The sequence below is a fragment of the Chitinophaga sp. YIM B06452 genome, from assembly GCF_039655965.1.
Classification (GTDB): Bacteria; Bacteroidota; Bacteroidia; order Chitinophagales; family Chitinophagaceae; genus Chitinophaga.
The window spans coordinates 394767-405941 of the sequence record NZ_JAWLKY010000003.1; the positions used below are offsets into that span (position 1 = coordinate 394767).

12 protein-coding genes are annotated in these 11175 nt (G+C 41.9%); 3 read left to right on the forward strand and 9 right to left on the reverse strand.

What is annotated here, in order from left to right; translation table 11 throughout:
• Positions 1–14: 14 nt before the first annotated feature.
• From R3I13_RS18460 to R3I13_RS18475, 4 genes are all read right to left on the reverse strand, one after another.
• Positions 15–242, reverse strand: coding sequence for a hypothetical protein (locus tag R3I13_RS18460; protein WP_346319438.1), 228 nt, complete (start codon positions 240–242; stop codon positions 15–17).
• Positions 239–1501, reverse strand: coding sequence for a Y-family DNA polymerase (locus tag R3I13_RS18465; protein WP_346319439.1), 1263 nt, complete (start codon positions 1499–1501; stop codon positions 239–241). Before R3I13_RS18465 ends, R3I13_RS18460 begins: the two co-directional genes overlap by 4 nt.
• Positions 1498–1929, reverse strand: coding sequence for a translesion error-prone DNA polymerase V autoproteolytic subunit (gene umuD, locus R3I13_RS18470; protein WP_346319440.1), 432 nt, complete (start codon positions 1927–1929; stop codon positions 1498–1500). Before umuD ends, R3I13_RS18465 begins: the two co-directional genes overlap by 4 nt.
• A gap of 1186 nt (positions 1930–3115) precedes the next feature.
• Positions 3116–3487, reverse strand: a complete 372-nt coding sequence (locus R3I13_RS18475) for a hypothetical protein (protein WP_346319441.1) — start codon at positions 3485–3487, stop codon at positions 3116–3118.
• A gap of 800 nt (positions 3488–4287) precedes the next feature.
• Between R3I13_RS18475 and R3I13_RS18480 the strand changes: the two genes are divergently transcribed.
• Together R3I13_RS18480 and R3I13_RS18485 are read left to right on the forward strand one after the other, a co-directional pair.
• Positions 4288–5346, forward strand: a complete 1059-nt coding sequence (locus R3I13_RS18480) for a TlpA disulfide reductase family protein (protein ID WP_346319442.1) — start codon at positions 4288–4290, stop codon at positions 5344–5346.
• 12 nt (positions 5347–5358) lie between these two features.
• Entirely contained in the window at positions 5359–6702 is a 1344-nt protein-coding gene (locus tag R3I13_RS18485; protein ID WP_346319443.1) for a redoxin domain-containing protein, read from the forward strand.
• 157 nt (positions 6703–6859) lie between these two features.
• Here R3I13_RS18485 and R3I13_RS18490 read toward each other — a convergent pair whose 3' ends face one another.
• The 5 genes from R3I13_RS18490 to R3I13_RS18510 form a co-directional block, all read right to left on the reverse strand.
• The gene (locus R3I13_RS18490) at positions 6860–7321 is read right to left on the reverse strand and encodes a hypothetical protein (protein ID WP_346319444.1); all 462 of its coding nucleotides are present in this window, start codon (positions 7319–7321) and stop codon (positions 6860–6862) included.
• Positions 7322–7367: 46 nt separating this feature from the next.
• Positions 7368–7796, reverse strand: coding sequence for a hypothetical protein (locus R3I13_RS18495; RefSeq protein ID WP_346319445.1), 429 nt, complete (start codon positions 7794–7796; stop codon positions 7368–7370).
• A gap of 275 nt (positions 7797–8071) precedes the next feature.
• Entirely contained in the window at positions 8072–8506 is a 435-nt protein-coding gene (locus R3I13_RS18500) for a hypothetical protein (protein WP_346319446.1), read from the reverse strand.
• Between the two features lie 297 nt (positions 8507–8803).
• Positions 8804–9241, reverse strand: coding sequence for a hypothetical protein (locus tag R3I13_RS18505; protein WP_346319447.1), 438 nt, complete (start codon positions 9239–9241; stop codon positions 8804–8806).
• A 112-nt stretch (positions 9242–9353) separates the two neighbouring features.
• Positions 9354–9830: a MauE/DoxX family redox-associated membrane protein gene (locus tag R3I13_RS18510; protein ID WP_346319448.1), complete on the reverse strand. Its 477-nt coding sequence runs from the start codon at positions 9828–9830 to the stop codon at positions 9354–9356.
• A gap of 346 nt (positions 9831–10176) precedes the next feature.
• Here R3I13_RS18510 and R3I13_RS18515 point away from each other — a divergent pair, with 346 nt between their 5' ends.
• Positions 10177–11109 (forward strand): NUMOD1 domain-containing DNA-binding protein, encoded by a 933-nt coding sequence (locus R3I13_RS18515; RefSeq protein ID WP_346319449.1) that lies wholly within the window; start codon positions 10177–10179, stop codon positions 11107–11109.
• Positions 11110–11175 lie beyond the last annotated feature (66 nt).

The window sequence follows — 11175 nt, forward strand, 5'->3', positions numbered from 1 at the left end:
AAAATCCTGCCTGGTTACTCTCCTGTAGCTTCGGCGACTAGCTGCGTTATTATAAGCATATCCTCCCAAAGCCAATCTTTTGGAAGCTGTGGTTCAAATACCCATTCTCCACGCCTCTTGAAGACCGGGCCCTGGTAATAATTGTCTATGTAGACATACCAAACACCTCCCGCGCCGCTGACCTCACTCACCACAACGTTTTTTACCTGACTAAAAGTTACCCGGTATCCTATCTCCCTCATATTTTGATTGTTAAAATATCGGATAATCGGGTTGTGTAACACGGTGAGAGCCGTTCCTGGCGCAATTTCCATTTCCGGCCATACCCCTGCGCGGCAAATTTCACTAGGTCTTGCCTACCAAAAGCCTGGTTAATGCAATCCATAGCTTTCATTAACTTTTCGTCCCTGCTACGGTTCACCTGGTCGAAGAGTCCGAATTGAACCTGGCCGGCGGGGATCAGGTCGAGAAGGAGGATGCCCACCTTTTTGAATTTATACCCGTCGCGCCATATCCGGCTTAACGCTTCTTCCGCAAAGTGCAATAACTCTGCAGTACTGGCAGTGGCAACTGGAAGTTCCATTGTGGTGGCATGCCTTAGCTGGCGATCCTGAAGCCTGTAAATGGCTGTCTGGATGAATACCTGAATACGACGGCAACAGCTGCCCTGCTTACGCAGCTTCCGCCCTGCGATTGCGGTGTAATTCGCTAAAGCCTCTTTTACATCTTCCCGCCGGCTGAGGAGCTGGCCAAATGACCGGGCGACACAAATGTTTTTTTTATCCGGCACCCCGGTTTCCATTTCTATGCACTGCATTCCATGCAGCTCATTCCAGAGCCGAAGGCCTACCGTGGTCATGTTCTTTCGCACCCATTCAGCCGACACTCCGGCCAGCGCTGCGGCCGTAGTAAAACCGTGGCGTTGAAGCAGGGATGCATATTGCGGGCCAACCCCCCAGATGTCAGCCACCTGAGTATATTCCAGCACTTCGTGGATCTTTTCCGGAGTATCCAAAACATGTAGGCCAGTGTCCTTCTTTGTTTTTTTGGCGAACCGGTTCGCCATCTTCGCCAACGTCTTCGTTGGTGCTATCCCAACGGACACTTGGATGCCTACGGCGGCAACCGCCTGGCGTAGATCAGCGGCATAACGTTCCAGGTTAAGATCGGGCATGTCGCCCAGGTAAAGGAAAGCTTCATCAATGCTGTAGATCTCGACCGTTCCACAGTACTCTTGCAGCACACTCATTACCCGGTCGGAAAGGCTGCCATACAGCGTGTAATTACTAGAATACACAGCGACATTATGAACCGTCAGAAAATCTTCCATCAAAAAGGCTGGCGCGCCCATTTCGATGCCTAAAGCTTTCGCTTCCTCGCTACGTGATATGACGCACCCGTCATTATTGCTCAGCACGACGACCGGGCGGCCGCGGAGATGGGGCTGGAATAGCCGTTCACAGCTGACGTAGAAGTTATTACAATCAACTAAGGCGATCATAACGAGATAACTACTTTCTTAACGACGCCCCAAACTTGAAACTGATCGTCGCCTTTTATAAGATAAGGCTGGTAATTTGCATTCTCAGGATGCAAAACCAATCCTGCCGGGGTTTTTACGAAGCGTTTTATTACAAACTCGTTGTTCAATAAGGCTACAACAACATCCCCTGAAGATGGCTTTCTAGCCCGATCCACAACGAGAACAGCTCCGTGAGGTATGTGCGCGCCCTCCATCGATGGGCCATTTACTTTATTGAGGTAACATGTAGGCGTTAATCCGAGTAGTTCCTCCGCTGAAATTTCTTCCTCATGATAGTCTTGAGCCGGACTGGGGAATCCAGCATTAACAGAGCCGTCAAAAAAAGGGATTTTGCGGGCAAAATGGCTCTTTACCTGGTCCTGCACAGGCTTTTCAATCGCTCTCATGTTGCTAATATTTTTAGCAATACTACAAAATTTAGCCAAAATCCAAACAAATTTGTGTCCCTGAGCTGATTTTATAACTACCGATTAACAATTTCAGGGGGACACATAGTAGAAAAACGGGCTCGGCCCGGGATTTCCCAAACTATCAATCTACATTTCCAATATAAAAAATCAATACATAGTTGGCGCAATGGCTGGAAAATGCAACCTGGTACCGTCGCTGGCAATATAAAAAAACGAACGGAAGTGGTGCCATAAAAACACGCGCTGCGGTACACTATTCGGAAGATGGCACAGTCCGGTAGCTTTCTGTTTTTCTGCAACAAAGAATGAAGGGAGATTTAGATGAACAACCTGTAAGTTGCCTCTGGGGGAAAGCCGGGCAAGCTTGCCCGGCAATACAATAGAAAAAAATAGGTTTTTGCTCTTGAACACCTCCCCACCCTAAAAAAAGGCCGGCATCTTATAATGCCGGCCAGCTTGTCGGATGTGTAATTCGCCCCATCTTCCAAGGGCAGAATTAACATTTGTACTACTGGGTTTGCAGTTCAGAATTACAGTTAAGGTCGAATATATATTGGAGCGCATTTTTAATATTCATATACGTTATCAAAGCAATGGTCTAATTCGTATAGTAGCCTTGTAAGTAGACATGTATAACTATTGACTGCTCCGGTTTGTAATATTGAAGGCAATAATCATTGTTTTTTTGTTCAAAAAATGAAGTGTCAGTTGTTTGGAAGAGTATACTTTCATTTCCTGTAATGTGAATCGACACGAATGTGATATCAAAGGGCGATAGGCTCTTACAGAAATCATCAATAATCTCATGAAGGCTATGTGTGCATTTACTTTCTGTTTTATCTTTAGGTTCCTTATCCAGGAATTTGTCTAGCCATCTGAGCGCACTAAGAAATATCGAATATATCATCGATGTTATATTGAATGGGTGGTTTGAGTCTGAAAGAAATCACCTTGAAGCTTTTTAAAGTTAATTTATAAAAAGTAGGTGTATGAAGTCCTATGATTTATGGTTGAAATGCATAGACATGCATTTCCGGCCTAACCATTAAATGAGAAATTTATAATATTTATTAGAGTTCGAATTTTGTTGTTTTTTAAAGGGGAAGCGTATGAACATACGCTTCCACATACATCCATGTTATTATCAAAAAGAAGGTAAATATTAAGAGTGTAACTGATTTTCGTTGATCGATTCAGGCACACTGCTGGTTTTTTTAAAATAATTGCATATGGGTCGAAATAAAGCGATGACAGGCTTTAGAAAGTCAACGGATGTTATTTCTTGATCTTTCCCCATCAGTCTTTCCACTATCTCGTCCCACCTCGCAGAATTAGGGCGCTCACGTAAAAGTGCGAGCATGTCTGGTGATGTATATATCTCTTTCAGTTCCTCACACATTTTTTTACAATGTTTTATTTCGCAGGCGCTATGTAGATACAATTCATCAGAGTGGTTTAATTTTTCGCCAGCAAGCTGCCGAAGGAATAGCTGTCGTACAACCTCCAGGGAGTAAAGCTCTGTGTTATTATTCATTGTGCCGTTTTTGGTCTATGCAAGGGGAGGAAGATCCACGTATAAAAATCACTTCCATCCGGATAGGCGTTAAGCCTGTTTACTGGAGTTGTCTTCTTATTCCAGTAATCATTTCAAGGCATAAGCCACTATTTTCAATATCACTCCGTACTCTGGTGCATTCACAAGGCAATGCCCTTTATCAGGCACTTTAAAGGAAGGTATTTGCAGCTCTTTAACATTCATACCTGCAGGATCCCAGGCAGTCTTTTCAAAGAGATATCCATCCTTCGAGAATTTGCACACGATTCATGTCATGCACCTTATTTACGCTTGTATATTAGTAAGATGAGATTATTGAAAAAAAGGGGTAAAACAATGTTTGTTTTTTTTTAGAGAATTTTGGAAAGTTGATACGTGGAGTTTTTCTCTTAGAAGCACAATGTATTCTGTTTGTATTGTATGTGGCATTTTGATCGAACATTCGCAGGCTTGAAAGACCTGGTAGATAGAATAAAGAAATTATCCTCTACCTTTTTTACGATCCTGCCGATCAGAGGTCGCTGCCCCCTTTATTAGACCTGGCGAAGCCTGGCCGCACCCAAAAATTGCTGGAGTTTTATTACTATTAATTTATAACTGAATGATAGTCAATAATATTTGAAAATATTTTGATTCCTTTTCCCCCATTTTGATTGGAGCTGCGTCATTATAAGAGACTGCCATGCACCTTTATCGGAAATACTCATTATGAAAATATTTAATCTAAAACCAATTTCCATGCGAAAATACCGCAGTATGGAATATATATTAATTAAAACATGAATATAAAAAACAACATTCTTTCCGTAGCCATGCTTTGTTATGGGACTATTGCTTCTGCTCAGTCATCCGGGTACTTACTGGAAGCTGCTATTACCGGGTTGCCGGATAAGACGACGGTTACGTTGATTACTGCCAATAGAGATACCGTTAATCAGGCCATTTCCAGTGGGAATACATTTAAAATGGAAGGCGAAGTGGACGGGGCGGATTTTTATTTTCTATGCTTCGATACTGCCGTCACAAAAAAATATAGTAACGCATTATGGCTGGAAAACAAACGATTAACGCTGCAAGGGGATCTTTCAAGCATTAAGGAACTCAGACTTTCGGGTTCCCCATCGCAAAGAGTCTATGAAGCCTGGATGAAAATCTCCGATTCCATCATCAACCGGGGTAACTTGACAAGTTTGGTGCAGTTTACAAAAGCATACTCCACGTCGTTCTTCGCTCCATATGCCATAAATACCCTCCGGCAGCTGGCGGATTCCAGAGAGGTACTGGAACTCTACACGCACCTGGAGCCCCACATTCAGTCCAGTTATTGGGGCAAACAGCTGGGGAAAAATATTAAAACTGACTCGATCTCCAAATTAATTCAGATTGGGAACACGCTGTTGGATTTTAAAGTCACCGACCTGAAAGGAGAGGAAGTCAGTATACTGCAGCTGGCTAAAGCAAACAAATACACATTACTCGATTTCTGGGCCAGCTGGTGCAGCCCTTGCAGGAAAGCAATACCGGGGATGAAACAAGTCTACCAGGATTTCGCAAAGAAGGGATTTGGTATTGTAGGTGTATCAACTGACAAAAAAATCGAGCACTGGAAAAAGGCCGTAGGGGAGGAAAATGTACCCTGGATACAGACCCTGGATAATGTAGATGCAGCTGGTCAAAATATTTTTTCCCTTAGTGCCATTCCTGCGTACATCCTGCTGGATCAGGAGGGGAAGATTGTTAAGAAAATGATGTTTACCGCCAACAACGCTTTAAACACCAATAACGAAAAATTGCTTTCAGAAAATCTTCATGCCGTAATCAGTCAATTACTCCCGTAAAAATATCCAACCATGAAATTTATAGCTATCATCATCAATATCAGTCTGTGGATTCCCGTATTTGCCGCGAATGCGCAGTATCAGGAACCGGTCCTTGAAACGGGTCAGATCATGCCGGATATCCCGTTAAAATTAGCAGAGGGGAATCGTATCGTTCATAGAAAACTGTCAGATTTTAAAGGAAAGAAGGTGGTATTCGACTATTGGGATAAGACCTGCTCTTCCTGTATTGCCGGGTTTCCAAAGGTTGATCAATTGCGACAAAAATATCAAGAGGAACTTGTTATTATTGCCATTACTGATGACAGCTTTTCCGACTTTAAGAAATTAAGAGAAAAATATAGGAATATCAATACTTCTAAGCTTATCTTTGCGGTGGAAGACTCCATGTTAAAGAGGTTACTTCCGCTGCCGGCAGTTCCATACTACATATGGGTGGACCCGGAGAGAAAATTAGATGCCGCAGTTCCTCCTTCGCATTTTAATGATTCAACAATCGCGAGTTACATTAATGGGAATTTTTGGAGTTATAATATGTCCAAAGATCTTGAGTTTCTAAAAAGTACAAAACGTTTTTTTATTGATAAAAAGCCCGCCAAATCCATCGGCGATTTTAAGTATAACTCGAGGTTGAAAAAGTCCAATCCGGACATGTTGGGTAAAACTAACAGGAGAATGATCCTGGACGGCAATAAAGTGATCGGTGCGGAAATGTGGAATCGCCCATTAATTGCATTTTACCTGTTGGCATACGGCACGCAGGGAATATCATCGGGGACCGATATAGTATCCAGTGATCCAACTTTGATGTATATTATGGAGCCATGTGTTGCCTATCAACATGGGTTCGATACCTGGGAGCTGGAGACTACTTACGACTACCTTATCTTTTCTGATAGCCTTGCCAATATTATTAATGATCTGAAATTACGAAAGGCGCTCCAGATGGATCTGGAAGAGAAATTGTCAATTGTCGCCGAAATGAAGGATACCATACTTCAGTCACTTGAATTAATAATAATAAGCGATAAGCTACCTTTTAAAATTTACAAGGATATTGATGACGATGAATCAATTGTAGAAATGAATGATTTGAATTTTAGAATGAAAAATGGAAACGGCCGATCATTGACAGACGGGCTCAATGAGATAATCAATAACGGTAAGAAGTGTCATTGTACGCCTATTGTGGATAAAACGAATGTCGGTGGGAGATTTGATCTTGAAGTAACTTTTGAAGGACGGTCCATTGAGGCAATAAATCAATCTCTTACTAAATTTGGATTAGGTTTAAAATGGTCTCAGATCTCAAAAAAAGTTTTAGTGCTTTCCCGGAAAGATATCGGAAAACTATAATTCTTTATCATTTTAGGTTAACTATTTATACCCTGGAATCATATTTTGCATCAATGCGCAATTCCTGCCGAGGGTATGGAATTAGCTAATTCAGGGGGTGGCCAAAGCTAGTCCACCCCTCCAAATTTAATCTCAGCTATGAAGGAGGGAAAAGCTGTTAATGGCATCGTACTTCCATAACCCTGTATTTTTTATTTCCCTCTCCAATGTTAATTGCCGGTAGGTCTTTGTAAGCATGGCTCGAGCTGGAGTCTATCTCCTGGATGATCAGGCAGCAGAAAACCCCGTTTAAAAGATCGCCTGGAGTTATTTTTTCGAGGTCACCCCTCAACTTTCTGACATAGAATTTTTCATTCGAGAATATCTGGTTCTCTAGATCACTGCATTTTGTAATGTGTTGTATTGGGGAGAATATTTCTTTGGGCGTTGGAGAACCGGGATCTGCAAGATCTCTCACCTGTAGTGTAATAGAATCAGCAACCCAGCAACCCGAAATTAGCCTTTCTCTACCATTGCCAATTGTAGTTGAAATAGAACCTGTTAAAGCGATAGCTGCAGCGATATATCTAATATTGATGACACCCATTTTCATATTGAACGGAATTATTGTTATCGTCATGAGTTGCTATCTAGCCATCCTGAATCGGCGTTGTCGCTTTGACGGACTAGGGCCTGCACCGGACTTCGATCACCTTATACTTTTTATTTCCATCTCCCAAATTTATATATGGAACATCGCTATAAAGTGGGTCTGAAGGTAAACTAATCTCCTGCAAGGTCACGCAGCAGAAATTCTCATTTACCAGATCACAACCCAGTTCCTGGTTGGGAGCAACGATTGCTCTCAAATATTCTCTATTCCACCAGAAAACTGCTTCATCGGCGTCGGAGCACGTTGTAACGTCGTTTACGATGGTGAAGATCTCCCAGGAAGAAGGTGTGCCAGGGTTAATGAGATCGCGTACCTGAATTGTTATGGTCTCCCCACTCCAGCATCCTGTGACAATCTTACTGTTAAATACCTGAGAGTTCACGACAAAAGATTCTATGATAACTAAAATGGCCGTCATTGCCGGCATAGATATAGCTTTCATGGTAAACTATTTTTAGGTATGTAACCTTAGCAAACCATTTCCATTTCCTTAAAAATTATTGATAATAAAAAGTTGGAATAGCAGTCCATTATTATAGGTCGATAGGAGAATAGAAAAGTTGATGTTGAACTGGCGATTGGTTCGAAATAAAACTTAGGATCTGTCGATATCGGAGTATCCGGAAAAGTATGAATCGACTGCACAAGTTTAAATTTGTTAAAAGGAAAAGTGAATAGCCTTACGAGAGAGCCTTATGGTCTAAATATGCCGAGCGTTTATGGATGGCACCTAACTTCGGTGATTTCGTATTTCTTGTTACCGTCTCCCAGGTTAATGAAGGGCACATCGGCATACAAAGGATTATTAGGATTTGCAATTTCCTGTATAGTCAAACAGCAGAAGACGTTTGAAATTAAATCACAAGATTGGGATATAGGTGAGCCGGAAGCAGCCCGTAAGAAAGTTTTACTATTTGTAAAAACTTGATCGTCAACAGTAGCACAACTGGTAACATCATGTACAGGTGAAAATATTTCGCTCGCGGTTGGGCTACTTGGGTTTGCGAGATCACGTACCTGGATGGTGAGGCTGTTCGCTGTCCAGCATCCAGTAACTATTTTACCAGCGAGCGTACTTGCGTGAGTGGCAAATGTTATGCCTACTGTTAAAGCGGCGATAACAAGGGGAATAGAAAAATTTAAGCTTTTCATTGTTTTGGGGATTTATAATTTCAAGAACGTTTAGCACTGTTTTATAAAAACATTTAGCTTGCTCTCTCTTGCGCCATAGAATATATTTTGGAACTTAGATCATTCAATTTATTGGGTGACATCAATATATTGTTTCGAACCAACGTTTTTCTATCATTCGTATTCGTAGCTATTGGAGGATATTAATCTGATTGACAAAACAATGTACCAAACGGATATTTGAAATTTCAGTTTGTAAAATGGAAGAAGAGAATGCTGCTTTCGAAAAAAGCAGCATTCTCTTAAGAGACCGTTCGATTAGGGTTTGCACCTAACTTCGGAGATTTCGTATTTCTTGTTGCCGTCGCCCAGGTTAATGAAGGGTACGTCAGCATACAGGGGGTCGTTCGGAGAAGCAATTTCCTGGAGAGTTAAGCAGCAGAAATCAGCTGAAACCAGGTCACAACCTACCTGAGCCGCGGGGGAACCGGTAGCAACACGCAGGAAAGATTTTCCGTTGGTGAAAACTTCGGTGTCAACTGTGGTACAAGAAGTAACATCATAAACCGGAGAGAAAATTTCACTGCTGGTCGGGCTACTCGGGTTTGCGAGATCACGTACCTGGATAGTGAGGCTGTTTGCTTTCCAGCAGCCAGTAACGATTTTACCGGCGAGTGCACTTGCGTTAGTGGCAAAAGTTACGCCAACTGCTAAAACGGCGATAATAAGGGCAAAAGAAAGTTTGAAGCTTTTCATTTGTTTGTCAATTTTAATGTTAACTAAATGGTTTATTTCTGTTTTATCAAGACAGAAAACTTGCTCTAGTGCGCAGTAGAAGATATTTAGTGTCTTAAGTTATTTGCGTATTTTATAAGATGCTTTCCTGTTTTATTTTTTTTCTATATAGTATGGATGCTACAAATGACAGCCCAGTCAACAGAATGTTAAACACCAGGTGTTGCGGCCAGTTCATCCAACTGACAACCCCTCCGCAACTGCAGGGCAGACTAGGGACATTCACCATCAGGTATACTACATAAAATGTAAAGAAGGCCATTAGTATGAATGAAGAGAGGAACCCGATGAATCTCGTTTTCTTTACAATTAGCAGGGCCGCGATGATTATTTCCAGAATCGGTGCTGCATACGACACAACCAGCGCATTTTTATAGAACAATGGTGATTGTTGCATTTGAATATAGAATGCTACGTGCGTGATCAATTTACTGATGCCTGTATGCAACCAGGTGATGATAAGAATGGCATTGACTGCTTCAATAAAGATATTTTTCCATTTTGATTTCCTGGGATATTGGGGATTCAGTGTCACTGATTTCTGTGCCATTTTAATGAGTGTTTATGTTGCGGAATAGTTGTAACAGACTTATTGAAACTGCATGACAATTGTAGAAAATCTGGTAATAGAAATAACGTTAGATATGTGATTTACTTAGGATTGGGCAACATCCATAGTTATTTTTAAAGCATTCATTCTTTCAATGACTCAAAACTAGAACACTATACTGCAAATCCACATCAGGGAGGTAATAAATTTTACTTTCTCGCATTTTACTAGTGAATGGAGCTGATGAAATGGTCAGCTGAAAGAAAAAACGCCTAATTAGCGCAGTGTCTCCGCAGTGAGTAATTGTATATTGTTTTACGTTTATGTCGAACATCAATCGTGCCTTATGGATAGAATAGAAACACCGTCTTACAGAGACACGGACACAAGCGACCGATTGGGGGAATTGTGGGCAGATATTCCTGGACTTGATGGATTGTACCAAATTTCGAATTTTGGTAGGGTAATGCGCAAGGAAAGGATTATTAATGATGTCCTGGGTCGTCCGAGGACCATTTCACAGAAGGTTATCTTACCGCAGATCAACAGGGATCGCAACATGCTGATGAAAGATTGGTCTTTGCGCTTACAAGTGATCGTTCACGTTGATAAGATAGCATATCACTTCCAGATTAATCGCCTTGTTTATTATTGTTTTGTACAGGAATTTAACCTGGAGGACAAATTTTGGGTCGTTAGAGCGAAAAGTGGCGATGGTTTGGACGTATTTCCTGAGAATCTTGAACTGGTGACGTATGGCGTGAAAAATCAAAAGTCTTATGACGCTGGCCGACAATTAAGCCCATTTCAGGTGAGTAAATTTAGGCTAATCGAGGCAAATTTGGCGGCTAAAGCGGCTACAAGTATAGCAGTCTCCAGGTATGATGATAAAGGTTGTCTTATTGATACTTTCAACAGCATTTCAGACGCTGCAAAGCATCTTGGGATCAGTGTTTCCGGGATTATCGCTGCATCAAAAAATAGCGCGAGAAAATCAGGCGGCTATTACTGGCGTAAGGGGAGCGCCAGCAAAATCAACTGGAAGGAAGTGAGTGAGGCCATTCATAAAAGGAAGAGATCTTTTCGGGAGAAACGAGGAAAAAAAGTGACACAGTTTGACCTTTTGGGGAATCCTATTGCTGTTTTTGCCACCAAATCGGAAGCCGCAAGAAAGGCTGGTGTCAGTCATCGCTATATATCCATGAATATTCAGGGAATCGTAGACAGTGCGGGTGGGTATATTTGGCGGGAAGGGGATCACCTCGCCGGCAACCGGTAGATTCCTTAAAAATTGGTGAGGGAGGCGCAGTGCGAACAGCGGGGTTGTTGAAGGTATGGATATCTG

Excerpts from the sequence above, each read along its gene's own strand:
- R3I13_RS18505 (WP_346319447.1), bottom strand. The coding sequence starts at position 9,241 with ATGAAAAGCTTCAAACTTTCTTTTGCCCTTATTATCGCCGTTTTAGCA.
- R3I13_RS18480 (WP_346319442.1), top strand. The coding sequence starts at position 4,288 with ATGAATATAAAAAACAACATTCTTTCCGTAGCCATGCTTTGTTATGGG.
- R3I13_RS18495 (WP_346319445.1), bottom strand. The coding sequence starts at position 7,796 with ATGAAAGCTATATCTATGCCGGCAATGACGGCCATTTTAGTTATCATA.
- R3I13_RS18485 (WP_346319443.1), top strand. The coding sequence starts at position 5,359 with ATGAAATTTATAGCTATCATCATCAATATCAGTCTGTGGATTCCCGTA.
- R3I13_RS18465 (WP_346319439.1), bottom strand. The coding sequence starts at position 1,501 with ATGATCGCCTTAGTTGATTGTAATAACTTCTACGTCAGCTGTGAACGG.
- R3I13_RS18510 (WP_346319448.1), bottom strand. The coding sequence starts at position 9,830 with ATGGCACAGAAATCAGTGACACTGAATCCCCAATATCCCAGGAAATCA.
- umuD (WP_346319440.1), bottom strand. The coding sequence starts at position 1,929 with ATGAGAGCGATTGAAAAGCCTGTGCAGGACCAGGTAAAGAGCCATTTT.
- R3I13_RS18490 (WP_346319444.1), bottom strand. The coding sequence starts at position 7,321 with ATGACGATAACAATAATTCCGTTCAATATGAAAATGGGTGTCATCAAT.
- R3I13_RS18475 (WP_346319441.1), bottom strand. The coding sequence starts at position 3,487 with ATGAATAATAACACAGAGCTTTACTCCCTGGAGGTTGTACGACAGCTA.
- R3I13_RS18515 (WP_346319449.1), top strand. The coding sequence starts at position 10,177 with ATGGATAGAATAGAAACACCGTCTTACAGAGACACGGACACAAGCGAC.
- R3I13_RS18460 (WP_346319438.1), bottom strand. The coding sequence starts at position 242 with ATGAGGGAGATAGGATACCGGGTAACTTTTAGTCAGGTAAAAAACGTT.
- R3I13_RS18500 (WP_346319446.1), bottom strand. The coding sequence starts at position 8,506 with ATGAAAAGCTTAAATTTTTCTATTCCCCTTGTTATCGCCGCTTTAACA.